A 24,212-nucleotide genomic window follows, 5' to 3' on the forward strand; every position below is an offset into this window, starting at 1 on the left:
CCAGTGCCGGTCACGGCGTCGGTCATGACGCTGGCCCGGTCGTGCCGAAGCGGGAGCGGTACTCCGTCGGGGTGGTGCCCAGGTGGCGGGCGAAGGCGCGGCGCAAGGTCTCGTCGCTGCCCAACCCGCTGCCGTAGGCGGCCGAGGTGACGCTGTCTCCGTCGAGGAGGAGCTGCTGGGCACGGTCCAGGCGGACCCGTTCGAGCCAGCGGGCGGGTGTGGTGCCGAGTTCGGCGTGGAAGATCCGGGTCAGGTGACGGGGACTCACGGCCATGCGCGCGGCCATGGCGGTCAGGCTGTGGTCGGCGGCCGGGTCCGCGAGCACGGCGGCGACGAGTGAGCGCAGCAGGTCGCCCCGCGCCGGCGGGGTGGTGACGGCCGTCGAGAACTGCGACTGGCCGGCGGGCCGTCGCATGAACACCACCAGCTCGCGGGCGACGGCCCTTGCCACGTCGGCTCCGTGGTCGTCCTCCACCAGGGCCAGGGCCAGATCGATCCCGGCGCTGATGCCCGCCGACGTGACGTAGCGTCCGTCACGGACGTGAATGGCGTCGGGTTCGAGGCGCACCCGGGGGTAGCGGCGGGCGAGTTCCCCGGCGTGCCGCCAGTGCGTCGTCGCTCGGCGTCCGTCGAGCAAGCCGAGTTCGGCGAGGACGAAGGCGCCGGTGCACACCGATGCGACCCGTTCCGCCCGCTCGGTGAGGGTGCAGACCGTGTCGAGGAGTTCCTGCTCCACGGGTTGCTGCGCCAGCCGGTCGCCCCCGGCGACCACGACCGTGTGCAGTGGCCCGGCGTCGGCCGCGGTCACGGCGCCGGCCAGGGTCAGCCCGGTCGAGGTGGTCACCGGGCCGCCGCGCGGCGAGACCAGGACCGGCTGGTAGGGCGGGGCGTGCCGTCCTGCCTGGTGCAGCACCTCGGAGGGGCCGCTGACGTCGAGCATGGTCACGTCGTCGAAGATCACAAAGCCGACCCGGTGCTTCATGTCCGGATCTGTGGTTTTCCTGGCTGAAGGGACATGGCCCCAGCCTACGTCCCCGACAGAAGGTGGACAGACAGCACAAGGACAGATGAACCGACACACCGACATGACGACGACGGAGGCAGTCATGAACCAATGGATCGCAGGCGTGGCCATCCCGGACAGTGCCCTGGCCCGAGAGGCGACCGAGCTGGTGCGCGAGGCCGCGTCGCCGCTGCTGTTCGACCACTCCAGGCGGGTCTTCCTGTGGGGTGCGCTGCGCGGGCGGGAGCAGGGGACCGACTTCGACGCCGAGCTGCTCTACGTCGGAGCGATGTTCCACGACCTCGGCCTCACCGAGCGCTTCCGCGGTTCGCAGCAGCGTTTCGAGCTCGACGGCGCCGACGAGGCCCGCTCGTTCCTGCACGCCCACGGCATCACCGGCGATGCCGCCGACCGGGTCTGGACGGGTATCGCCCTGCACACCACGCCGGAGATCCCGCTGCACATGGCGCCCGAGATCGCCCTGGTCACCCGCGGTGTGGAACTGGACGTCCTCGGCATCGGCTACGACCTGGTCCCGGACGAGCAGCGTGCCGCCGTGGTGGCGGCGCACCCCCGCCCGGACTTCAAGAACGGGATCCTCGCCGCGTTCACCCGGGGCATCGAGCACCGTCCCGGCACCACCTTCGGCAACGTCAAGGCGGACGTGTTGGCACACTTCGTGCCCGGTTTCGTACGCGGCGACTTCGTCGAGGTCATCAAGGACTCCGCCTGGCCGGAGTGACAGCTCACATGTCCAGGACGACGTCGGTGCCGGGCCGGGCGCAGCAGATGAGCACCTCGCCGTCGGGCGGGGACTCCAGCGGGTCCGGGGCGTAGCTGACGTCGCCGGACAGCCGGTCGCGGCCCGGGGTCACGGCTTGCGGGCGACCCCGGCGTAGATGCCGATCCGCTCGCTGCCCTCGGCGGGCTCGCTGTCCGGGCGCCAGAACGGCGCCAGCACCAGGCCCGGCTCCAGCAGCTCCAGGCCGTCGAAGAACCGGCGGATCTCGGCGCCGGAGCGCAGCTCCAGCATCGCGGACACCCGGCTGTAGGCCGAGTCCACACCGGCCTCCTCCTCGGCCGTCAGCACGTCGTTGGTGCCGTGGGTCAGCACCAGGTGGCTGCCGGACGGGAGCGCGGCCAGCAGCCGGGCGACGATGGCGTGGGGCTGGTCCGAGTCGGGGACGAAGTGCAGTACGGCGACCAGGAGCAGCGCGACCGGCCGGTCGAAGTCGATCAGTTTCCGCACCCCGGGCGCGGCCAGGATCTCCTCGACGTCGCGCAGGTCGGCCTGCAGCACCGCGGTCTCGCCCTGGCCGGTGCCGGCCATCAGCGCACGGGCGTGGGCCAGCACGATCGGGTCGTTGTCCACGTACACCACCCGCGCCCGCGGGTTGACCTGCTGCGCGATCTGGTGCGTGTTGCCCGCGGTGGGGATGCCGGTGCCGATGTCGAGGAACTGGTCGATGCCCTGCTCGGCCAGGGTCCGCACGGCGCGCTGCAGCGCCGCGCGGTTGGCCCGCGCGGCCGTCCTGGCCTCCTCGCCCAGCAGCAGCATCGCCTCGCCGGCCTCGCGGTCGGCGGCGAAGTGGTCCTTGCCGCCGAGGAGGAAGTCGTACACCCGGGCCGGGTGGGCGACCCCGGTGTTCAGCTCGGTGGGCGGCCGGTAGTCCTCGGCGGCGCCGGCCATCCAGTCGCTCGGTTCCGCCGTGGTCATCCTGGGCTCCTCAGCACCGCGGTGATCGGTCGTCAGTCAGGCTATGGGCAGCGGGTCGGACGTGTCCGGACAATCGTCAACTCGCTTGAGCGGAAGTCATGTTGATGCCGATCTGCGGTCAGTGTCCAGGGGTTCCGAGGTCGGCGTCGGTGAGCGGGCCGACGGGCAGCGGTGAGGGCTCGGTGCGGGCGGGGCGGAGCCCGTCCAGGACCACGCCCAGGACCCGCCGGTACAGGTCGGGGCGTACGGCGGCGGCCCGCAGCGACAGCGTCGCGTGCACGGACATCGTCAGCATCAGCATGTCGGTGGGCTCGATGTCCGCCCGCAGCTGTCCCGCGGCCTGGGCCCGCCGCACCAGCCGGGTGTGGTGCACCCGCAGCGAGGCCTCAGTGGCGGCGAACAGTTCGTTGAGCCGTTCCGGCGCGCTCCCGCGGGCCCAGCCGGCGGTGGCGGTGTAGGCGCCGAGGACCAGCTCGCGGAAGCCGCGGTCGGCGGCCAGCTCCGCGCTGGACTCCTCGAAGTAGCGCACGAACCCCTCCCACGGATCCGCGGCCCGGGCGGCCTCCCGGGCCTGCGCCTCCCAGGCGCGGAAGCGGCCGGCAAACAGCTCCAGGATGAGGTCGTCCTTGTTGCCGAAGCGCCGGTACACGCTCGCCACCCCGACGCCGGCGCGCTCGGCGACATCGGCCAGCGTCGCGTCGAGGCCCTGCTCGGCGAAGACCGCGGTGGCGGCGGCCAGGATGCGTTCGGACACGTCGGTCGCCTTCGTCGCCATGGAGTCGATGCTACCTCGCTTGCGGAATAGCTGTTCCGATGTAGCCTGGGTGGCGGAATAGCTATTCCGACAGCAGGGAGACCGACCCCCATGAACCTCAAGTACATGCGCATGCTCCCGGGCATGGAGTACTCCACGACCCCGGCTCCCGAGCCCGACGACCACGAGGGCGTCGTACGGATCACCGTGGACACCGCGGAGCAGGTCCCGCGCAAGCCGGACGGCGTCACGCTGCGCCGCGGGCTGCGCTACCACGAGGGACTCCGGCTCGACCTGCACACCCCGAGCACGCCGGGGCGCCACCCGCTGGTTGTCTACCTGCCCGGCGGCGGTTTCGCCGTCGCCCCGCGCGCGATGGCGCGCCGGGAGCGGGCCTTCATCGCCGCCTCCGGCTACGCAGTCGCGTCCGTGCAGTACCGCACCACGCGCCAGAAGGCGACGTACCGTCAGGGGCTGGCCGACGCGCAGGCGGCGATCGGCTACCTGACCGGGCGCGCCGAGGATTTCGGGATCGACCCCGGGCGCATCGGCGTGTGGGGCGAGTCCGCCGGCGGGTACATGGCCTCCCTGGTCGGGTTGGAGGACGAGCGGATCGGGGCGGTCGTCGACAAGTTCGGCGCCGTCGACATCGCCCGGCTGGCCGAGGGCTTCGACCAGCGCATGCACACCTTCCTCGGCAACCCGGACAACGCCGTCAACCGCTACGGCGCGGCCGAGGCCAACCCGGCCGACCTGGCCCGCCCCGGGGCCCCGGCCTTCCTGCTGCTGCACGGCGACGACGACCGGGTGATCCCGCCCGCGCAGACGCTGGAACTGCACCTGGCCCTCCGGGCGGCCGGGGTCGACAGCACCCGCTACCTGCTCACCGGCGCCGGCCACGGGCACCTGGCGCTGAGCGGGGAGCAGTCGCGGCAGTGGACCTCGCTGCAGGTCATGACGCTGGTGCGCGACTTCCTGGACCGCAACCTGCGCGGCTGAGCGGGCGCGGATCCGTCTCCGACAGCCGGCTAGCCGGCGTCGGCATCGGCATCGGAGTCCGGGCCCCCGTCCGGCTCCTCGGCCAGCTCGAACCACACCGTCTTGCCCTCCGACTCCGGCCGTACGCTCCACTGGTCGGACAGGATATCGAGCAGCACCAGCCCGCGCCCCGAGGACGCCAGCTCGCCGGGGGTGCGCTGGTGCGGCAGTTCGTCGCCGCTGTCGGAGACCTCCACGCGCAGCGTGCGGTGGCCGGGCTCGCCCGACACCGCGGCGATGAGCACCGCGGCCTGGTCGGTGTGCACCAGCACATTGCCCAGCAGCTCGGACGCCAGCAGCACGGCGGTGTCCACCAGGTCCGGCCGCCCCCAGTCGTGCAGCAGCGCCCGCAGCTCCGTCCGCGCCTCCGCCAGGCCCTCCGCCTGGTCCTGCTCGATGGTGATCAGCACCCGCCGCACCGGCCGTACCGGCTGCTGGGCGCCGGTGTCGCGGCGCAGCAGGAGCAGTGCGATGTCGTCCTCGTTGCGCGGGGTCGGGCGTTCCTCGCCGTGCTCCGTCACCGGGCCGACCACACTGTGGATCAGCCGGTCGGCCATCCCCTCCAGATCGCCGGTCGGGCCGGGGGACATCGCGTCCCGCACCCGGATCCAACCGGTCTGCATGTCGAGCCCCCCGGTCTCGATCAGCCCGTCGGTGCACAGCATCAGGATCTCGCCGGCCTGCAGCTCCATGACGTTGACCGGGTAGTCGTCCTCCTCCGGCATCAGGCCCAGCGGCAGGCCGCCCCTGAGGTGCTTGATCATGCAGGTGCCGTCGGGCATGCGCAGCACCGGGTCCGGATGCCCGGCCCGCGCCATGTGCAGCGTGCCCGTCGCCGGGTCGGCCTCGATGTAGATGCAGGTGGCGAACCTGTCCTCGTCCAGGGAGGTCAGGAAGCGCGAGGTGCGCGAGAGCACGGCGTCCGGCCCGTGCCCCTCGGCCGCGTAGGCGTGCACCGCGGTACGCAGCTGCGCCATCAGGCTCGCAGCGTGCAGATCGTGGCCCTGGACGTCGCCGATGACCAGCGCCAGCCGGTCGGACGGCAGGTCGATCACGTCGTACCAGTCGCCGCCCACCACCAGCCCGCCGCCGGTCGGCACATAGCGGGAGGCCACGGTCATCCCGTGGTACTCCGACGCGCCGCGCCCCATGCTGCTCCGCAGCCCGCGCGACAGCGCCAGCTCCGCCTCCCCGGTGCGCGCCCGGTCCAGCGCCCGGGAGATCAGCTCGGCCAGCGTGGCCAGGGTGGCGCGCATGCCGCTGTCGAACTCGACATGGTCCACGAAGGCCACCAGCCACACCCCGGTGATCCGGCCGGTGCTGACCAGCGGCAGGAACGCCCAGGACAGACTGCCCTTGCGGGCCGCCAGCATCCATGTGGTCGGGAAGCGCTCGCGGTACTCCTCCACGGTCGGCACGTACACCGCGCGGCCGGTGCGCAGCACCTCCGTCGACGGGTGGTCGGTGGAGATCGGCATGCGGACGGTCCGGCCGTGGCCGGTCCGGTACCCGTACCGGCCCAACAGGCTCAGCCACTTCTCGGTGACGTCAAAGATCGCCATGCCGTCCAGCGGGAACTCAGGCGAGTCGAGCGACCCCACCGCCTTGAAGACCTCGTCCACGGAGGTCGCCTCGGCCAGCGCGACGCCCACTCCGATCAGCGTCACATCGCGGTGCCGGGGCGGGGCGGCGGGGGCGGCCCTGTCCCGTTCAGCTTCGGCCGGGGGGCCGTCGTCATGATCGTGCATCCACGGCCCTTCTGCTCGTCTCGCCTCGTCCCCGGCCCGCCCGTCCGCCCGCCGTCCGTTCCATGCTCCGTCGGGACGGCGATCCGTGCAGCACGGTGTACGCCGTCCTCGGGGCGAGAGCGGAGCGGAACGTATGCTGATAAAAGGTGCGAAAGACATCGAGCCCGGGCCCGGTGGCAAGGAAGGGCTGGTCTGAGCATGTCGGCAGGGACACGGACAGCGGCCCTGGCCGGGCGACTCCCCAAGGTCGGCGTCCAGCAGCTGCTCCCGGGCGGAGTCCTGATCCTGACGGCGGCCGCGCTGCTGATCGCCCGCCCGGACGGGCACTACGGACTGGTGCTGGCGGTCGTGCCGTTCGTCGCGGCCGCCGTGCACGGTGTCGCGGGCACCGCGGTGGTCGGGACACTCACCGTGGCCGCGTACGTGGTGCTGCGCCACCAGCTCCTGGAGGGCGGGACGGGGGTGTGGCTGATCAAGCTGGCGTTCGTGGCCGGCGCCGCGGTCCTGGCCACGGTGATGGCCCGGGGACGGGTGCGCGAACGGACACTGACCCACACCCGGGAGCTCGCCCTGGCCCTGCAGGAGGGGCTGCTGCCGCAGCACCTGCCCGCCACCAGCGCGGTGCAGGTCTGCCACCGCTATGTGCCGGCCGACACCGATGCCGGGGTCGGCGGCGACTGGTACGACGTGATCCCGCTGTCCAGCGCCAGGGTCGCCCTGGTCATCGGCGACGTGGCCGGCCACGGCATCCACGCCGCCGCCATGATGGGACGCCTGCGCACCGCGGTCCAGACCCTGGCCGACCTCGACCTGCCCCCCGACGAACTGCTGGCCCGCCTGGACGACCTGGTCGCCCGCACCGGCCAGAACGAGCAGCGGCCCGAGCTCGCGGCTACCTGCCTCTACCTGGTCTACGACCCCGTGAGCGGACACTGCAGCATGTCCGGCGCGGGCCAGCCGCCGCCCGCACTGCTCCACCCGGACGGCCGCGTCGAGTTCGCCCCGCTCTGCCCGCAGCCCCCGCTGGGGGTGGGCGGCACCCGTTTCACCGCGCTCGACCTCGCCCTGCCCATGGGGACGGTCATCACCCTCTACACCGACGGCTTGCTGGACCTGCGCCGGCACCACAGCGACACCGCCCTGGACCACCTGGCCCGCACCCTGGGCTCCGCGGGCCCGACCCTGGACGGGATCGCCGACCACGTCTGCGCCAGCCCCCACAACACCAGCGACGACGACATCGCCCTGCTGCTGGCCCGCACCCGCATGCTGCCGCCCTCGGCCGTGGCCACCTGGCGGTACCCCGCCACCGCCCGCTCCGTCCCGCAGGCCAGGGCCGCCGTCAGCGGGCAGTTGAGCGCCTGGGGCCTGCCCGAGTTGCTGCCCTCCACCGAACTGGCCGTCAGCGAACTGGTCACCAACGCCGTGACCCACGGCGGCGGCCCGATCACCGTGCGCCTGATCAGGGACCGCACCCTGGTCTGCGAGGTCACCGACACCGGCGACTCCACCCCGCGCCCGCGCCGCGCCGCAGCCCTGGACGAGGGCGGACGCGGACTCGACCTGGTCACCCAGCTCACCGACCGCTGGGGCACCCGCTCCACCGGCGCCGGCAAGACGGTCTGGACCGAACAGGCCCTCCCGTAACCCGCTGCGTTGGTCGGCGGGCTCTCGGCTGCAACACCATGCGAACGCCAGATCAACGCCATGGTCTGGCAGATCCGGTTCGACCAGGATGATCCCAGGTCAGCGCGGACGGACGGCCCCTCGGGTCACCCCGATCCGGTTCCGCCTCCGCCGCCCTCGCCATTCCTCATCCCTCATCCCGCACCGAAGCCGAACCAGGAAGCGCCCGCACATGACCGTTGGACGAAAGCTCCGTTCCGCAGTGGCCGCGACCGCTGTCCTCGCCGGCACTCTCGTCGCAGGCGTCGGCGCCGCCGCCCCCGCCTCGGCCGCCTCCGGCTGCCCGTCCGGCTACAACACCAGCCAGGCCTACGACTTCTACGACGGATCGGGCAGCCTCGCCGCGATCGGCAACGTCTACGACTACCCGAACCGGGTCTGCACGACGCTGACCGCCCAGGGCCGCTACTACGGCATGTACAAGTGGATGTCCGACGGCATCACCGCCGTCCCCGGCTACGGGACCGACTCCATCTGGGACAACAACTACTACCGGTACTACGCCGGGCCGATCCAGCTGTCGGACGTCTACGGGGCGATCTGCAAGGACTTCCACTTCGGCATGCAGGACAGCAACGGCAACTGGGTGTTCAACACCGACCGCACCCTCGGCTGCGACTGACCACGCTCACCCGAGCGGCCCGGCCGCACCGTGCTCACCGGGGGGGAGCACGGCGCAGCCGGGCCTTTTTCGCAGCGCGGCCGACGCACGATCGGCTACGGTGACGCGGCTACGACCACCGACCTGGAAACGGGGACCACTCGATGGGTTCTGTGCTGTTCACACCGTTCGATCCGGCGCGGGCCACCGAGGCGGAGTACCGTGCCGGCTACGACCTGCTCATGGCGAACCACGCCGCGGAGTGGTCGGAGATTCAGCCGCCGACCTCGTTCGAGTCCTACACCGCGAGGCTCCGGGTCATGGGAGAGGGCGCGGAGCCCGAAATATCCCTGGAGGAGAACACCCATCTGGCGACGGTCGAGGTCATCGTCCACCCCGATCGGCGACGCGAGGGGATCGGGACCGAGTTCCTGAAGGTGATGCTGGCCGAGGCCCGCGCCGCCGGTCGCTCCAGTGTCCTGGGGCCGTTCGTCCGGTACGGACACGCCGGAGAGTCCTGGACCTCGCGACTCGGCTTCAAGCCCGGCCCGTCCTCCCTCCTGCAGCAGCTCGACCTCGCCTCCGTCGACCGGTCGCTGTGGCAGGTGCCGACGCCCGCCGGATACCACCTCGTGGCCTGGTCCGGCCCGGCCCCGGAGGACATCGTCGCCGCCTACGCCCGAGCCCGGCAGGCCATGAAGGACTCGGTCACCGACGGCCTCTCGTGGGAAGCCCCTGACTGGACGCCGGAACGAGTCCGCATGGAGGAGGAGCACGTCCTCGCCGAAAGCGCGGAACAGCATGCCGTCGTGGCGGTCCACGACACCTCGGGAGAGGTGGTCGCGGTGACTCTGATGTACATCCGGAAATCCCAGCCGGCCAAGGGCTTCCAGATGGACACCGCAGTGGTCCGTGAACACCGCGGCCACGGTCTGGGCCGGGTGGTCAAGGCCGCGATGCTGCGCCGTCTGGCCATCGAGCGCCCCGAGTTGGAGGCAATCGCCACCCAGACCGCCGACGCCGTCAACATGGCCCGGATCAACCGCGAGGTCGGATACCGCGATCTGTTCTCGCAGGCCTACGTCGAGGCCAGGATCTCCGACATCGAGGCGGCGATGGTCCGCAACGCCCAGCGCGGGTAGGCGCCCGTCCGGTCCCCGCCCACTCACACTGCTTGGGCGGCCAGGATCCGCCGGCCCACGCCGTCCACCCGGTCACCGCGGTGCAGGGCGAGTACCCAAACCGGTTATGCGGAGTCTCGGCCACCGATTTGGGGCCGCCGGACCGGCCGCTGCCCCGGCGCGTGATCCGCTCGACCGTTCCCGGCCGTTGATGCCCGAGGACGGAATGACGCGCGGTGGGCAGTTGGCCGCTGCCGCGAGCTGCGTCACCGCTGAGGAGCGGCCGACCTCACCCCAGCAGCTGCGGGCGGCGGTCGACCGGTGGACGGTTTGAACCATGCCGGGCCCGTCCGCTCGGCCGCCGTCGGCGCGGCCTTCCGGGCGGCCCTCGGGGTGTGTCAACTCCTGTTATTTATCATGGGATTAGGCATTTTATGGGGCAAAGTTCCGAGCACTTCGACTGTCGCAGGTCGTCGGTCTACGATCAATCCTGTGACGGGAGAGAACAGGCTTGTTGCAGCTGCCAGCGGTGCGGTCGGGATTCCCGGGATCGCCGGGATCGCTTACGGGGTGGCCCTGTTGGTGTTGGAGCCGGTCCGGTGTCGATGACCAGCTGTGGCAACAGCGACAACCCGGTGCTGCCCGTCCCTGCCTGCTACCCGTGCTCCTCCAGCCGGGACGGCATCGTCCGCCGTCCCGCGGAGCGCACACCGGACCTGATGGGCGTCGACTTACCCGACCCGCCGTGCCGGGGTGAACAGCCGCCCCGGCGTGGCACCGCCCACCGATGGGGAGGAACCCCGTGACACATCTCCGCAGCCTGCGTGAGTTCATCGCTGAACTGGAGTCGATCGGCGAGGTGCAGCCGATCGACCAGGAAGTGCACTGGAACCTGGAGATCGGCGCGATCATCCGCCGCTCCTACGATCTCAGGGCACCGGCACCGCTGTTCAACACCATCACCGGGTACACCGGATCCGGCTTCCGTGTACTCGGTGCACCCGGAGGGCTGAGCGGCCCGCGGCACAGGCTCGCCCGCATCGCCCTCGCGCTCGGACTGCCCGCCGAGGCATCCGGACAAGAGATCATGGAAGCGATCGTCGCGGCCCGCGCCAAGCCGGGACTCGCCCCGGTGCCCGTCCCCGCGGAAGACGCACCCTGCAAGCAGAACATCCGACTCGGCGACGACATCGACCTCTTCGCCTTCCCGACCCCGCTCATTCACGGCAACGACGGCGGCCGCTACATCCAGACCTACGGCATGAACATCGCCAAGACCCCCGACGGCTCCTGGACCAACTGGTCCATCAACCGGATGATGGTCGCCGGCAAGGACCAGCTGGCCTGCCTGATCCCCGGCCCCCAGCACCTGGGCATCATCCGGGCCCAGTGGGCGAAGCTCGGCAAGCCGATGCCCATCGCGCTGGCGCTGGGTGTGGAACCGGGGCTGCCCTACGTCGGCGCCATGCCGCTGCCCGAAGGCGCCGACGAGAGCCACTTCCTCGGCGCGCTCTTCGGCGAGGGCATCGAGGTGGTCCCGGCCGAGACCGTGGACCTGCTCGTCCCGGCCAGCGCCGAGATCGTCATCGAGGGCCACATCGCCTTCGAGGAGGAGGTGATGGAGGGCCCGATGAACGAGTACCCGGGCTACAACGCCTTCGACGCCTCGCCCAAGCCGCTGTTCAAGGTCAGCGCGGTCACCTACCGCGACGGTGCCATCCTGCCCGTGGTCGCCGCAGGCCCGCCGGTCGAGGAGGACCACACCGGTACCGGGACCATGCACGCCGCCGAGATCCTCTACCAGCTGCGGCAGGCCGGCCTGCCGATCGCCTCCACCTGGTTCTCCTACGAGTCCGCGCTGCACTGGCTGATCATCTCCGTCAGCCAGGACTGGCACGAGACCCTCGGCATCCACGCCGGTGAGCTGGCGCAGCGGATCGGCGACATCGTCTTCGCCGGTAAGGCGGGCTTCGGCGTCCCGAAGATCCTGCTGGTCGAGGACGACATCGACATCACCGACGTCAACGAAGTGGTCTGGGCGTTCGCCACCCGCACCCACCCCGAACACGGCGAAGTGCACTTCCCCGACCGTCTCACCGTCGGGCTCTCGGTCTACCTGGAGGCCGAGGAGCAGCACACCTACCGGGCCGGCAAGGTGATCTACGGCTGCCTGCTCGCCGACCGCTTCGAAGGAAAGCCACGCCCGGTCAAGGGCAGCTTCGAGAACGGCTGGCCCGCCGAGGTCCGCGAGCGGGTCCTGACCAGCTGGCAGTCCTACGGCTACCCGGACGCCGACGCGCGGCGCTAGTCGGCCCGCTCACGACCCCTGGCCACAGGGCCCAGCCGCCGCAGCCAAGTGCCGCGGCGGCTGAGCCGTCCAGGCAGGTGCGCCCGCCCGCGCCTTCCGGCGCCGTCACACGTCGAAGGCCACGGTAACCGGGGCGTGGTCCGGCTCCTGACCCGACGTCACCTCCTGCCTCTGCGAGGCCGTCGACAGCCTGCCGCCCTCAGGTGCGTCAGGCCCTCCCGTGCGCTGACGTCATTTCGGGAGGGCCCCGTCCAACTTCTTGCGGTCGACGATCTCGAAGCTCACCCAGCCCCAGCAAACCTTGCACGGTCGTCGCAGAGGCATCCACTTGCGACTGCGCTTCAGTTCCGTGTTCGGCGGCCTCCGCTGGGCACGGGCAGGAGACATCGGGCGACCACGGCGGGAGAGAGCAGCGCAGATGGCGGTCTGCGTAGGTGGAGCACGTCCAGCAGGGCCTGTTGGGTGCGTTTGCTGTGGCAGGCGGTCGCCATCACACGGTCGGTGTAGCGGGCGGTTATCCGTTGGACGGCGTCGGGTGGTGGCGCGGGCGACCAACGGGAGTCGCTTGCTGTGGCCAAGCGCCAGGCCCAGCCGTTCTGGCGGGCGAGTGCGCGGTGGAACAGAGGGGGGAAACGGTCGTCCACGGGGATCCGGGACAGAAGGTGCGCGAGGAGTGATGCGGCCCAGGCGGCGGTGCTCATGCCTTGTGCGTAGACGGGGTCGAAGGCGCAGACGGAGTCGCCGAGGCGGATGAAGTTGCCTGGCTGCTGCCGGAGTTCTTCGACGTGGCGGCGGCGGTTGGCGGTGGAGCCGCTGACCGCGACCGGGGTGAGTGGTTCTGCGTGGGCGATGGCCTGGGCGATCAGGGGGGTGCACAGGCTCTCGGCGAAGGCGGTGAAACCTTGCTCGTCGCGGCCCGGGCGGTCGTCGCCGACGCCGATCAGGGTGACGAACCATCGGCCGTCCTCGACGGGCATCAGCATGGCTCCGCGCGGCTGGTGCGGTGCGCCGGGTTGGATGTAGCAGGCGGCCCAGTCGGCGCGGTGGTCGTCGGGGATGCGGTACTGGCGGGTGGCGTAGCCGAGGCGGCAGTCCACCACGGTCTCGCGGGCGGCGGGCCAGCCTGCCTCGTGCAGCCACTGGTCGGCACGGGAGCCGCGGCCGGTGGCGTCCACGACCAGGTCCGCCGTCAACGCGTCGCCGTCGGCGAGGGTGACAGCCGCGACCCTGGGGCCCTCGGGCGTGATGCCGACGGCCTGGCCCTGCCGCAGTTCCGCGCCGGGCAGCGCCAGCACGCGTTCGCGGATGCGCCACTCCAGGAAGGTCCGGCTGACGCCGTAGGCCCGGAGCGTGGAAGGGAAGCGGACCGCCCAACCGTGGGGGTTGCGAATCAGGGTGTCGGCGGCGAAGTCGATGACCGGGACGCCGGCGGCCGCCAGTCCCGCGGTGAATCCGGGGAGGAGTCGGTCGATCTCGCATTGTCCTCGGCTGACCAGTCCGTGCACGTGGGCGGCTTGCGGGGTGCCTCGTCTGGTGTGCGGGCCGGTCGGCAGGGTGTCGCGCTCGACCAGGGTGATCCGGTCGAAGTGGCCGGTCAGGGCGGAGGTGGCGAGGAGTCCTGCGATGCCGCCGCCCAGGACCACGGCTCGCGTGGTCATGATGCCTGGTCCGAGGTGAACTCCCCCGCATGTCGGGCGACTCCGGCTGGGTGCGTCGATGCGGGGAGGGCACCGTCGGAGGGGAGTTGGGAGGCGATCAGCTGCAGCGTGGCGAGTTGGGCGGCGAGAGCCGCCAGGCCGAAGAGGCTGACCAGGGGTTCGCCGAAGGTGTGGTGCGCGGCCAGCACGATGGGCCAGCCGGTGACGAAGCACAGGCCCAGGTAGCCGCTGGCCACCATGGGCAGGGCGAGCCAACTGCGCCATCCGGGCGCGGCCCGGGTCAGGAAGTGCAGGGCCGCGCCGAGGAGCAGACCCATGGCCATGTAGTTGGGGGCCCAGATCAGGGGGAAGCCCCACAGGCGGAAGGGCTGCTGGCCGGTGTAGGTGTACAGGCCGAAGCGGACGGAGGGGACTTCAGCGACCACGTCGGCCAGGCTCATCGCGGCGAACACGGTCCAGAAACGGCGGCGGTGCCAGCCTTCCTCCAGGGCCAGGTAGCCGAGGTAGGTGATGAAGGAGATCCACATGGGGTACACGAACAGGCACCAGAGCGCTTCGTAGACGCCCAGCAGGTGGTAGACGCCGGGTGAGGCGGAGGTGGGCGCCCCCAGGACGATGCCCGCGGTGCGCTGGAAGGCGGGGTCGACGAAGAAGCTCACCGCGGAGCCGAGCAGCAGGACCAGAAGCAGCTGGCGTCCCTTGCTGCGCCACTCGTACCAGGCCCACCCGAGCAGGGCCGCGGTGGCGAGGGAGCCTGCGGCGATGGTGACGCCGCCGGCCCAGGTGCGCTCGGTCTGCGTCGCGGTGGCCAGGAGCAGGGTGTTCACTTCGCCTCCTGTGCGGACGTCCGGTCGGTGGCGGCCAGCCCGGTCTGTTCGAGGAGGGCTTCGGCGAGGGCGGCGGGGCTGGGTTTGACCCAGATGGTGCCGGGGGCGATGTCGGTGCGCAGGGCTGCTGCGAGGCGCTGCTGGAGCTGGACCGCGCCGAGGGAGTCCAGGCCCAGGACGATCAGGCTGGTGTGGGGGCCGATGTGGCGGGTGGTTCCGCCCAGCAGCTCGCGGACCTGGTCGATGACGAAGGCGGTCAGGATGCGGTGTCGATCGTTGCCGGGCGCTGCGGTCTGCAGGTCCTCCAGCACGGGTGACGTGTCGTCGACAGTGCCGGCGGTGACGCCGGTGAGCAGTTCGGTGAACAGGGTGGAGCTGCGCATCGCCGGGTAGGGGGCGGTCCACTGGGCGGCGTCGATGGGTGAGTAGGCGGTCTGCTGGTGGCCTTCGGCCAGGATGCGTTCGAAGGCGTCGGTGCCGTCCTGCGGGCTGATCATCACGAAGCCGCGTGCGGCGAGGTGCTGTCCGCGTCCGGCCTTGGACCAGGCGCCCCAGTGGATGCCGGTGGCCGGCAGGCCTTCGGCGAGGCGGTGGGCGACCAGGGCGTCCAGGTAGGCGTTGGCTGCCGCGTACGCGCCCTGGCCGGGGGAGCCGAGCAGGGAGGCGACCGAGGAGTAGACGGCGAAGAAGTCCAGGTCCAGTTCCAGGGTGGCCTGGTGCAGCTGCCAGGCGCCCTCGGCCTTGCCGCGCCAGACGCGTTCCAGCAGCTCGGTGTCGAGCCGGGTCAGGGTGGCGTCCTCGACCACGCCGGCGGCGTGGACGATGCCGTGCAGCGGGTGGCCGGTGTCGAGGGCGTGGCGCACTGTCGCGGGGTCGGCGATGTCGCCGGTGACGACCTGGACGGTGGCGCCGGTGCTGCGCAGCTCCTCCAGTTGGCGCGCGGCGTCGGGGCCGGGCTCGGTGCGGCCGACCAGGACCAGGTGGCGTGCGCCGCGTTCGGTCAGGCGTCGGGCGGTGAGCAGGCCCAGCCCGCCGAGGCCGCCGGTGACCAGGTAGCCGCCGTCCGGCCGGATGCGTGCCGACGGCTCGTCGGCCGGCCTGTCGGCGGGGCCGGTGCGGACCCGGGCGCTGGAGCGGGCGCGGTGGTGCCAGGCGATCTCGGTGATCGGTCCGTCCGCCAGCAGGTCGGGCAGGACGTCGCCCAGTGGTGTGTCGCTGGACAGGGTCAGGGTGCTGGGCCGCAGTTCGGGCAGTTCGAAGGCGGCCACGCGCAGCAGGCCGCGGATCCCGGCGGCGGTCAGCGGGTGGTCGCCGCGCCAGGCCGTCCACAGCCGCGGCGGGGCGCCGCGTCCGGCCAGGGTCTGCAGCACGGCCAGGGTGCGGCGGACGGCGGCCTGCGCGCTGGCGGGGTCGGGGTCGGTGCCGCCGCGGTTGAGCACCAGCAGGATGTGGGTGACGGCGGGGCTGGTGGCGTCCTCCAGTGCCTTGGTCAGCGCGTCGGCGAACGGCGCGCGGTCCGGGGACAGGCTCTGCGGGTACGACAGCAGGCGACTTCCGGCGGTGCGTTTGCGCAGGAGAGCTGAGAGCCGTTCGCCCCAGCGGGTGTGCTCGGGGGCGATGACCAGCCACTGCTGGCCCACCGCCTGCAGGACGTCGGGTGTTGGCTCGGGGTGCCAGGCCAGGTGGGCGAGGCGGTCGGTGTAGCGCTGTTCGGGTGGGGTGATGTTGGACAGGCGCAGCCCGCGGATTTCGGCCACCACCGTGCCCTCTGCGGTGGTCAGCAGCCCGGACGCGGTGCAGGGCAGGTCGTCGGCGGTGTGCAGGGTCACGTCCGCGTAGCGGGCGTGGGAGGTCGGGCCGAACAACGTGACCTCGTCGAAGCCGGCGACCACCACCGGGCCCGGGCTGGTGGCGCAGTAGCCGAGCCAGGCGGCCACCGCCGTCTGCACGAACTCGTCCGCCAGCGCCGGGTGCAGCCGCAGCGCTGCTGCTGACACCCGGGCGGAGTCCGCGGTGCGCACCGTGGCGACGGCTCGGGTGCGGTCGGGGCTGAGCCGGATGCGGTCGATGGCGGTGAAGAACGGGCCGTGGAAGACGTTGTGCCGCTCGCGGAAGTGCCGGTGCAGGTCGGCGGGCGCGGAGTCGGTCCACTCCCCGGTCGGGCCGTCGAGGACGGGCGGCGGCTCACGGTCCGTCAGGGTCCGCAGCGTGCCGTGTGCGTGGATGACCTGACCGTCTTCGGTGCGGGTGAGTACTTCCCCGTGCAGGGAGCCGTCCTCCTGCAGTTGCAGCCGGGTGTGGACCACCGGCTCGGGCTCCAGCACCAGCGGGGACTGCGCGCGCATGCCCTCCAGCGTCACCGTGTCCGTGCCCAGGGCCTGGGCTCCGGCGGCCAGCAGCATCTCGGCGAAGCCGGTGCCGGGCAGGACCGGGACGCCGGCCACCCGGTGGTCGGTCAGCCACGGCAGCCGGGCCGGGCTGATCGGAGTCTGCCACAGGTGGCGTCCGGGATCGTCCGGGTCCTGCACGTGCCCTCCGAGCAGCGGGTGCTGGCGGGCTGCCGGCAGGTGCGGTGCGACCAGGGTGTAGGGCTCGGCGGTGCCGCCGTGGCGGGTGCGGTTCCAGCTGGTGACCGGGACGTCGGCCAGCTGCCCGGCGCCGTAGCGGGAGGACAGGTCGATGCCGTCGAAGCCCGCACAGTGCGCTGTGGCCAGGTGGGTCAGGAACGACTCGGCGTCGTCCGCGCCGCGGCGCAGTGAGCCCACCGCCACCACGTCCTCGATGCCCGCCAGTGCGGCGGTCTCGGTGATCGGCCGTGATGCCAGCGGGTGGGCGGTGCACTCGACGAACAGCCGGTGCCCGTCGGCCAGGGCGGCCTCCACCGCGCGCTGGAAGCGCACGGTGTCGCGCTGGTTGTGGACCCAGTAGGCGGCGTTCAGCGGGCCGGGGTCGCGCGGGTTCGCGCTGACGGTGGAGTAGAACGCGATCTTCCCGGGCCTGTTGTCGGGCAGCCCGGACAGCACCTGGTGCAGTTCCGCCACCACCGGTTCGACCTGGGGCGAGTGGGAGGCCACGTCCACGTCCACCATCCGCGCCGCCGTTCCTGCCGCCGTCCATGCCTCGACCAGCGCCCGCACCTGCTGGGCATCGCCGGAGACGACGGTGGTGCGCGGTGCGGTGAGCACGCCCAGGGCCACGCCGTCGGCCCCGGCCGCCTCGATGGCGGCCCGGGTCTCGTCGGCGCTGAGCATCACCGATGCCATCGCACCGTGGGCGATGCGGGCAAGCAGCGTGGCCCGGCGGCAGATCACCTTGACGCCGTCCTCCAGGCTGAGGACTCCGGCGACCACGGCGGCGGCCACCTCGCCCAGCGACTGCCCGATCACGGCCGCCGGCTGCACGCCCCAGGAGCGCCACACCTCGGCCAGCGCCACCTGCACCCCGAACAGCACCGGCTGGATCAGGTCCACGCCCACCAACTGCTCCGGGCGCTCGATCATCGCGCGCAGCGAGAACCCGGACTCGGCCTGGACCAGCGGCTCGATCGCGTCGATCGCGGCGGCGAACACCGGCTCGGAGCCGAGCAGCCCCTGGCACATCCCCGCGTACTGCGAGCCCTGTCCGGTGAAGACGAACACTGGACCCGGATGTCCCGGCGGCAGCACCGGCGCCCCGGCGGCGATGCCGTCGGCAGCCTGGCCCTTCGCGAACTGCTCAGCCAGCTCGGCGAGTTGGGGCAGCGAGTCGGCGACGATGCCCAGCCGTTGCTCGGCGTGGCGGCGACGCAGGGCCAGGGTGTGCACCACGTCCGCGACCGGCGTCCTCGCGCCCTCGCCCTCGGCCCAGCCGGCCAGACCGCGCGCGGAGGCGGAGAGCGAGGCCTCCGAGGTGGCCGACAGGAGGAACAGCCGCTTGCTGCCGGGGCCCTGCTTCGGCGCCTTCGTCTTGATGCGGCGCGGCGCGGGCGCGGCCTCCAGCACCAGGTGCCCATTGGTTCCGCTCACCCCGTACGAGCAGACGGCGGCGATGCGCGACTTGCCCGGAACCGGCCAGGGCGTCAGCTCGGTGGGCACGAACAGCCGCGAGGGCTCGTCCCGGTCGATGCCGGGGTTCCAGCCCGTGAAGTTCCGGTTCGGCGGGACCAGGCCGCGGCGCAGCGACTCCACCGCCTTGATCACTCCGGCGACGCCGGAGACCGGCTCGGTGTGGCCGATGTTGGTCTTCAGTGAGCCCAGTGCGCACCCGCCGCGACCGGTGCGGCCGTAAACGGCATGGATGGAGGAGTACTCGATGGGGTCGCCCACGGAAGTCCCCGGGCCGTGTGCCTCCACCAACCCGGCGTCGCCCGGGTCGATCCCGGCCAGGTCCACCGCCTGCCGGAACAGCCGGCGCTGCATCTCGGCCGAGGGCGCGGTCATCCGGGTGGCCTGGCCGTCGTTGTTGACGGCACTGCCGCGGATCACGGCCAGCACCCGGTCGCCGTCTCGCCGGGCGTCCTCCAGCCGCTTGAGGAGCAGCGCGCCAGCCCCCTCGCCACGTACGTAGCCGTCGGCACGGGCGTCGAAGGCGTGGCAGGCGCCGTGCCGCGAGAGCAGCAGCGGGGCCTCGAAGTAGTGCGTCTGCGGCGCGACCATCAGCAGCACGCCCCCGGCCAGGGCCTGGTCGCACTCCCCGAGCGACAGCGCACCGCAGGCGGTGTCCAACGCCACCATGCTGGACGAGCAGTGGGTGCTCACCACCATCACCGGCCCACGCAGGTCCAGTGCGAACGCCACCCGCCCCGCCGTCCCGGCGGTGTAGTTACCGAACAGGTAGGGGCTGTTGGGCGCGTCCTCCACCGGGCGGGCCTCGCGGAACAGGTTGTCCGGGGCGTAGGTGCCGATGTACACGCCGGTGCGCGAGGCGCGGATGCGGTCCAGCGGGATGCCGGCGTGCTCCACCGCCTCCCAGGCGACCTCCATCATCACTCGCGACTGCGGGTCCACCCACTCCCGCTCGGCCGGGGCCACCGACAGCGCCTCGGGCTCCCAGGCCCATATGTCACCGTCGAGGAAGCAGCCGACGGCGGCGCGTTCCTCCAGTTCGGGATCCTGCAGGGCGGCCAGGCGGGCTGCGTCCCACCGGTCGGCGGGAACAGGGCCGGTGGTGCCGCGGCCTTCGGCGGCCAGCTGCCACAGGCCACCGGGGCTGACCACGCCGCCGGGCAGGCGGCAACCGATACCGATGATCGCTATCGGTGTTGCTTGCGATGCAGACATGACATGAACTCCTGTACAGAGTCATGGTGCTGACGAGGGATTGGAGCAGCAACTCGGCGAGGGCCGTGCTGCAGGAGCCGGGAAATCGGCACCTTCGCGCTTCCGCCCAGCCCCGTCTCGCCGGCGGACAGGAAACGGTGGAGCCGTCCGTGGAGGACGACGCTGATCTTGTCGGTCCGGGGCGCAGAGCCCGCGTACGAGGCGACAGGGCGGAACGGGCGCGGTGCGGCTTGCTTCGGCGATGTCGCGCATGGACGAGACCTCTGCTGTCGACACACACGGATGCGGCGCGCGTCAAGGTGATGCGTCCGCTGCTCCAGGCTCAAAGCCTGTGCGTACATCCGCATTCATCCAATGGCGCACAGAAGCCGGAACACGGCGCTCGCCATCAGGCAGAACGCGGCAGGGCGGTCGGGACGCCACCGTGCGCCGCTGCTGAGACCTTGCGCCGCCCCTGGCCGCTGTGAACGGCGGCCAGGTCCCCGGTACGCAAGGGGAGAGGAGGCAGTTGAGCGGCGGGCGGCACAAGGAACTGAAGTGGCCAACAAGGCCGAGCGCACCGCCGGTCAACGCGGGTCGGGAAGGTGCGCCCAGTACTCAGCGTAGTCATCGACGACGGCTCCACCCAGTCCGCTCCGTGATCGACGAGATTGTCCGCGACGCGCCCGCCGGATGCTGTCCGCGGCCCAGAAGGCGGAAGTCAACCAGTACATAGCCGAATTGGCGTCCGAGACCGACGAGCGGGGATGTCGCCTGGTGGTCCCCAACGGCCGCCACCGGCCCTGGACCGTGGCCACGGTCGCCGGGGCCATCGAGGTCACCGCGACCCGGGTGAACGACCGCCGCATCGACGAGTGCACCGGCGGACGCAAACGGTTCTCCTCGAAGATCCTGCCGCCCTGGTGCCGGAGGCCACCCAAGGTCAGGGAGGTGATACCGCTGCTCTACCTGCACGGGTTGTCGTCCGGGGACTTCGTGCCCGCGTTGGAGCAGTTCCTCTGCTCGGCCGCCGGATCGTGGGACCCGACGCTAGCCCAGTCCGCCGTCCCACGGCACCTGGACCGCTGGGCAGGCGACCTCTACCCGGGCCCTCCTGGCTTCCGGGGTCGTCACAGCGCGAACGTCACGGTCACCGGTGCGTGGTCGGACCAGCGCTCCGGGTGGGTGGCGGCTCGCTCCACCACCGCTGAGGTGGCCTTTTCGGCGAGGGCCGGGGTGGCCATCCGGTAGTCGATGCGCCAGCAGCCTGCCTTTGCAGGAGCGCCGGCCGCTTGGCCCGCGACCGCAGCCGGCCCTCGACGTTCGCCGTGGTGGCTTCCAGTCCCAGCCCGGCCACGAGCTCCTGACCTGGCGTCACCTGCTGCCTCTGCGAGGCCGTTGATAGCCTGTCGCCCTCAGGTGCGTCAGGCCGTCCCGTGCGCTGACGTCATTTCGGGAGGGTCCCGTCCAACTTCTTGCGGTCGACGATCTCGAAGCTCACCCAGCCCTGGCACAGACACGCAGGTCGAGTCTTCAGCTCGCGGGGATGAGCGCCAGCGCCTCGTTCAGGTGATGCTCGGCGATCCCGCGCATGAACTCCCGGTCGGGGAAGTCCCCGTCCAGCAGGCGTAGCGGGCCGGCTGTCAGCGACAGATGCTGGGTGAGTTTGTAGAGCGCGAGTCGGTGCTCGTCGAGGCCGTCAACCGCCAGGTGCTGGTACTGGCTGTCGGTGTGGCGGAGGCGGAGGAACACGTGCTCCCACTCGACGTCGAAGTACAACAGGTTCTCGATGTCGATCACGACGGGATGGCCGTCCCGGTCGACCATGACGTGGTCCAGGCCGAGTTCGCCGTGGACGACGGAGTACTCGGCGCGCGGCTGCACCGCCCGGGTGAGCTGACGCAGCCGCTCCTCCAACTGGTCGTGAGCGTCGGCGATCCTGTGGTCCCGCGCGGTCGCCTCGGCGAGGCAGCGCAGCGCGAAGTCGAGTGCTGCCTGCTCGCACGAGGCCGGACGTGACGTGCCGCCCCCGTCGATCAGAGCCACTTTGCCGAAGGACGGCGCCCGGTGGCCGCGCATCACCGCCAGGCTCTCGGCGAGCCGCACCATGGTCGGCTCTGCGGCGCGCGGGTCGCGGTTGCGCAGGTCCATCAGGTCCTCACCGGGCACGTCCTCGACGATCGCAAGGTCCGCCGGGTAGTGGGTGTGGTTACGGTCGGTCAGATGAATTCTCAGGACCCGAAGGCCCAGCGCCTCCAGCCGCGCGTGCGCGGACTCGAACAGGTCGAGCCCGATGCTGGGTGAGAACGGGTCAGCAAGGTCACCGTCGTGTTTGGTGGTCGGCCAGTAGTTCTCGGAGCCCTCCCACAGATAGGCGATCGCCGTCATGGCGTCGTCCATCGTCAGCCGGTACACGCCCTTCGTGGTGCCGCCCGTGAGCCGCTGGACCCCTTCCAGCTGTCGCCCGCCGCCCAGCGCGGCCCGCGCCGCACTCGCCAACTGATCTCGCGTCACTTTCTTTGGTGTCACGCCCGCAACCCGCCTTCCGCTTCGATGACGGGAGCACCCTACGCGAGTCGTCGTTCAACCCCGAACGAGTTTCTGGAGGACGCTGCCGCTGAAAGTGAACGGAGCCAGCGGCGGATCGCGTCCCCTGGCGTGCCCCGGCGTGGTGTAGCCGATCGGTCAGCGGTGGTGCTGGGCAGCGCGGGGTGCTGTTGGGGAGTTCGGTAGGAGAACGGCGTCTCAGGGCTCCTGAATGATGTTCGGCCTACTCGCCCACCAGGGTGTGGGAAGAATGCCGTGGAGCCCGCTGTCCGGGGGCAGGCTCACCCGTCCACCCGTCCGTGGGGGGAGGCCACCACGCGGAGCTCGGAGGAAGGCTGGACCGTCGACACGTACGGCCGGCCAGGAATAGGCGAGGCATCTCCTTGGTGATCAGCGACTGAGCATCTGCATTCTGGCGTCGCGGAGTTGGTCGTCAGAGTGGGGATTCACCGAGGGCCTGTGGGAGGTGAGGAGGCGGCGATCATGCGCCTTCCGTCAGGATCTTGTTGACGGCGGCGCGAAGTTGCAGCCAGGTGGGATCCGTCGGGGCGGCCTCGGTCACGGTTGAGAGGTCATCGGCTTCCCAGGTGCGGGTGCCGTCGGTGACGATGAGGTCGGATTCCAGGTCGCTGTCGGTGGGGAGTTCGGAGGTGGCGGCCAGGAACGCAGTGGCTGCGGTCTTGGCGAGCTCGTGGCTGTTCGGGGTGTTGGCCGTTGTCGGTGCGGGGCTGGTGAGGACGGAGAGCAGGAACAACTGACCACCGGCGGTGGCGGTGAGGAGTTCGCCGCTCCGGGTCACCGTGAGCGCGGTCAGGCGGGACTCGGGCGGGCCGTTGTGCTCGGTCGCTTCGCGGGTTTCGACGTCCACCTCGAGCAGGGAGCCGCCGGGCGTCGCGATCCACAGGATGCCTGGGCGGGTGGCGAAGGCGAGATTGTGCCTCGGCCAGGACTTCATCTGGTCGAGCCACTCCTGCGGATAGGGGTAGCCGGGGCTGGGGTCACCCAGGGGCGTGAACAGTACGCGGCGGAGCGAGGGGAACTCGAAGACCTCCACGTAGTTGCCGTACGCGTTGCCACGGATCGCGAAATGACGTCCGTCCGCACTGAAGACCGGGGCCTCGTAGCCGTCACAGTCCAGGATCAGCGCGTGACGCAGCCGCCGCATCACGGTAGGCGCGGCGCCGTCGCCGGCCTCGGTGCGGGCAAAGAGGCAGTGGGTGGCTCCCTGGTCACTGACCAGGGTGGCCACGAGCCCTCCACCGGGATGCGTCGCTATCCCGGTGTCCCATCCGGGTCCGGCGCTGACGGCCCCGGAGCCGAGGTCGATCACGTCCGAGCTCTCCCAGTCGTCGCCCCCTTCACGTCCCGACGGGGAGGCCCACAGGGCATGCCCGTCGGGGCTGAATGCAAGACAGTGGTAGGAGGAGCCGTCGCCCACGGCAGACACCCCGTCAGGAGTCCACTGCCGCAACCCCTCCGCCGTCGCCACGACCAGTAGCGCCTGTTCCGGATGCCACGCCGCAGCTGGCGTCAGCTCCATTCGGTGCCACCCGACGATGTCCCCGTACACCTCCGCCTCAGCCCCCACCGCCCCGAGCTCCCGCAGTTGCTCCCCGCCGCAGTCCCAGATTCGGACCGCTGGCCGCTCGGAGTCCCAACAGGCCACCAGCGGTAGCCGCGGATGGCACACCAGCCGCTCCACCGAACACCCGTCGCCGACCAGCGCCCGTGCCACAACCTTGAGATCAGTCACACCGGCACAGTAGCCAGTGGCACTGACAGCAGGACGAGTGCGATTCCGGCCTCGCTCGGCGTGGGGCGTGCCGGGGCGTCGGCGTTCGGTCCGCGGCGGGAGCAGATTGGCGGATTGCATCTTCCGTGCGTAACCAGGCGCAGATCTTCCCGACCCCAGGCCTGAGCGGCTGACGTGCGAAGAGTGGGTCAGGCAGCGAAGCCGCGCTGGGGGC

16 protein-coding genes and 2 pseudogenes are annotated in these 24,212 nt (G+C 71.5%); 7 read left to right on the top strand and 11 right to left on the bottom strand.

Annotated elements, in window-relative coordinates; genetic code table 11:
* Positions 1 to 22 precede the first annotated feature (22 nt).
* Positions 23 to 982 carry a GlxA family transcriptional regulator gene (locus tag IF29_RS0103550; protein ID WP_030249355.1) on the bottom strand — a complete coding sequence of 320 codons (960 nt, stop codon included), beginning with the start codon at positions 980 to 982 and terminating at the stop codon, positions 23 to 25.
* A gap of 124 nt (positions 983 to 1,106) precedes the next feature.
* Between IF29_RS0103550 and IF29_RS0103555 the strand changes: the two genes are divergently transcribed.
* A complete protein-coding gene (locus tag IF29_RS0103555; protein WP_030249357.1) occupies positions 1,107 to 1,745 on the top strand; it encodes an HD domain-containing protein in 639 nt (212 codons plus the stop codon).
* 4 nt (positions 1,746 to 1,749) lie between these two features.
* Here IF29_RS0103555 and IF29_RS48425 read toward each other — a convergent pair whose 3' ends face one another.
* From IF29_RS48425 to IF29_RS0103570, 3 genes are all read right to left on the bottom strand, one after another.
* On the bottom strand, positions 1,750 to 1,878 hold the full coding sequence (locus IF29_RS48425; protein ID WP_269664922.1) for a 2Fe-2S iron-sulfur cluster-binding family protein: 129 nt from the start codon (positions 1,876 to 1,878) through the stop codon (positions 1,750 to 1,752).
* Positions 1,875 to 2,720: an SAM-dependent methyltransferase gene (locus IF29_RS0103565; protein WP_232241997.1), complete on the bottom strand. Its 846-nt coding sequence runs from the start codon at positions 2,718 to 2,720 to the stop codon at positions 1,875 to 1,877. The genes IF29_RS48425 and IF29_RS0103565 overlap by 4 nt, the downstream gene beginning before the upstream one ends.
* A gap of 118 nt (positions 2,721 to 2,838) precedes the next feature.
* Positions 2,839 to 3,495, bottom strand: a complete 657-nt coding sequence (locus IF29_RS0103570; protein ID WP_051724836.1) for a TetR/AcrR family transcriptional regulator — start codon at positions 3,493 to 3,495, stop codon at positions 2,839 to 2,841.
* A 90-nt stretch (positions 3,496 to 3,585) separates the two neighbouring features.
* Here IF29_RS0103570 and IF29_RS0103575 point away from each other — a divergent pair, with 90 nt between their 5' ends.
* The gene (locus IF29_RS0103575) at positions 3,586 to 4,473 is read left to right on the top strand and encodes an alpha/beta hydrolase family protein (protein ID WP_030249366.1); all 888 of its coding nucleotides are present in this window, start codon (positions 3,586 to 3,588) and stop codon (positions 4,471 to 4,473) included.
* Between the two features lie 29 nt (positions 4,474 to 4,502).
* Here the strand turns inward: IF29_RS0103575 and IF29_RS0103580 are convergent, their stop codons facing one another.
* Positions 4,503 to 6,260, bottom strand: coding sequence for an ATP-binding SpoIIE family protein phosphatase (locus tag IF29_RS0103580; RefSeq protein WP_084713450.1), 1,758 nt, complete (start codon positions 6,258 to 6,260; stop codon positions 4,503 to 4,505).
* A 198-nt stretch (positions 6,261 to 6,458) separates the two neighbouring features.
* Here IF29_RS0103580 and IF29_RS0103585 point away from each other — a divergent pair, with 198 nt between their 5' ends.
* From IF29_RS0103585 to IF29_RS0103600, 4 genes are all read left to right on the top strand, one after another.
* Complete coding sequence (locus tag IF29_RS0103585) at positions 6,459 to 7,907, top strand: ATP-binding SpoIIE family protein phosphatase (RefSeq protein ID WP_051724837.1); 1,449 nt, start codon at positions 6,459 to 6,461, stop codon at positions 7,905 to 7,907.
* A 211-nt stretch (positions 7,908 to 8,118) separates the two neighbouring features.
* Positions 8,119 to 8,568: a hypothetical protein gene (locus IF29_RS0103590; RefSeq protein WP_157623559.1), complete on the top strand. Its 450-nt coding sequence runs from the start codon at positions 8,119 to 8,121 to the stop codon at positions 8,566 to 8,568.
* Positions 8,569 to 8,711: 143 nt separating this feature from the next.
* Positions 8,712 to 9,689: a GNAT family N-acetyltransferase gene (locus tag IF29_RS0103595; RefSeq protein ID WP_157623561.1), complete on the top strand. Its 978-nt coding sequence runs from the start codon at positions 8,712 to 8,714 to the stop codon at positions 9,687 to 9,689.
* Between the two features lie 781 nt (positions 9,690 to 10,470).
* Positions 10,471 to 11,976 carry a UbiD family decarboxylase gene (locus IF29_RS0103600; RefSeq protein WP_051724838.1) on the top strand — a complete coding sequence of 502 codons (1,506 nt, stop codon included), beginning with the start codon at positions 10,471 to 10,473 and terminating at the stop codon, positions 11,974 to 11,976.
* Between the two features lie 341 nt (positions 11,977 to 12,317).
* Here the strand turns inward: IF29_RS0103600 and IF29_RS41545 are convergent, their stop codons facing one another.
* From IF29_RS41545 to IF29_RS0103615, 3 genes are read right to left on the bottom strand one after another with little or no spacing between them, the layout of a single operon-like run.
* A complete protein-coding gene (locus IF29_RS41545) occupies positions 12,318 to 13,634 on the bottom strand; it encodes an FAD-dependent oxidoreductase (RefSeq protein WP_051724839.1) in 1,317 nt (438 codons plus the stop codon).
* Positions 13,631 to 14,461 (bottom strand): hypothetical protein, encoded by an 831-nt coding sequence (locus tag IF29_RS0103610; RefSeq protein WP_030249393.1) that lies wholly within the window; start codon positions 14,459 to 14,461, stop codon positions 13,631 to 13,633. The genes IF29_RS41545 and IF29_RS0103610 overlap by 4 nt, the downstream gene beginning before the upstream one ends.
* Entirely contained in the window at positions 14,458 to 19,719 is a 5,262-nt protein-coding gene (locus IF29_RS0103615) for a type I polyketide synthase (protein WP_084713454.1), read from the bottom strand. Before IF29_RS0103615 ends, IF29_RS0103610 begins: the two co-directional genes overlap by 4 nt.
* A gap of 584 nt (positions 19,720 to 20,303) precedes the next feature.
* Between IF29_RS0103615 and IF29_RS47345 the strand changes: the two are divergent.
* Positions 20,304 to 20,733: pseudogene (locus IF29_RS47345) on the top strand (IS256 family transposase); the annotation flags it as partial.
* Between the two features lie 95 nt (positions 20,734 to 20,828).
* On the opposite strand, the pseudogene IF29_RS47350 reads toward IF29_RS47345, so the two are convergent.
* The 3 genes and pseudogenes from IF29_RS47350 to IF29_RS0103630 all read right to left on the bottom strand — a co-directional run.
* Positions 20,829 to 20,960 (bottom strand): annotated as a pseudogene (locus IF29_RS47350) (exodeoxyribonuclease III); the annotation flags it as partial.
* Positions 20,961 to 21,231: 271 nt separating this feature from the next.
* Positions 21,232 to 22,212 (bottom strand): phosphotransferase family protein, encoded by a 981-nt coding sequence (locus IF29_RS0103625; protein ID WP_030249400.1) that lies wholly within the window; start codon positions 22,210 to 22,212, stop codon positions 21,232 to 21,234.
* Between the two features lie 514 nt (positions 22,213 to 22,726).
* Positions 22,727 to 23,998 (bottom strand): TolB-like translocation protein, encoded by a 1,272-nt coding sequence (locus IF29_RS0103630; RefSeq protein ID WP_232241998.1) that lies wholly within the window; start codon positions 23,996 to 23,998, stop codon positions 22,727 to 22,729.
* Between the last annotated feature and the right edge of the window lie 214 nt (positions 23,999 to 24,212).

This window comes from Streptacidiphilus jeojiense, from assembly GCF_000719095.1.
In the GTDB taxonomy this organism is placed as follows: Bacteria; Actinomycetota; Actinomycetes; order Streptomycetales; family Streptomycetaceae; genus Streptacidiphilus; species Streptacidiphilus jeojiensis.

Bases quoted from the DNA above. Each gene is read 5' to 3' on its own strand.
- IF29_RS0103575 (WP_030249366.1), top strand. From the start codon at position 3,586: ATGAACCTCAAGTACATGCGCATGCTCCCGGGCATGGAGTACTCCACG.
- IF29_RS0103550 (WP_030249355.1), bottom strand. From the start codon at position 982: ATGAAGCACCGGGTCGGCTTTGTGATCTTCGACGACGTGACCATGCTC.
- IF29_RS0103570 (WP_051724836.1), bottom strand. From the start codon at position 3,495: ATGGCGACGAAGGCGACCGACGTGTCCGAACGCATCCTGGCCGCCGCC.
- IF29_RS0103590 (WP_157623559.1), top strand. From the start codon at position 8,119: ATGACCGTTGGACGAAAGCTCCGTTCCGCAGTGGCCGCGACCGCTGTC.
- IF29_RS0103580 (WP_084713450.1), bottom strand. From the start codon at position 6,260: ATGCACGATCATGACGACGGCCCCCCGGCCGAAGCTGAACGGGACAGG.
- IF29_RS41545 (WP_051724839.1), bottom strand. From the start codon at position 13,634: ATGACCACGCGAGCCGTGGTCCTGGGCGGCGGCATCGCAGGACTCCTC.
- IF29_RS0103585 (WP_051724837.1), top strand. From the start codon at position 6,459: ATGTCGGCAGGGACACGGACAGCGGCCCTGGCCGGGCGACTCCCCAAG.
- IF29_RS0103595 (WP_157623561.1), top strand. From the start codon at position 8,712: ATGGGTTCTGTGCTGTTCACACCGTTCGATCCGGCGCGGGCCACCGAG.
- IF29_RS0103555 (WP_030249357.1), top strand. From the start codon at position 1,107: ATGAACCAATGGATCGCAGGCGTGGCCATCCCGGACAGTGCCCTGGCC.
- IF29_RS0103615 (WP_084713454.1), bottom strand. From the start codon at position 19,719: ATGTCTGCATCGCAAGCAACACCGATAGCGATCATCGGTATCGGTTGC.
- IF29_RS0103565 (WP_232241997.1), bottom strand. From the start codon at position 2,720: ATGACCACGGCGGAACCGAGCGACTGGATGGCCGGCGCCGCCGAGGAC.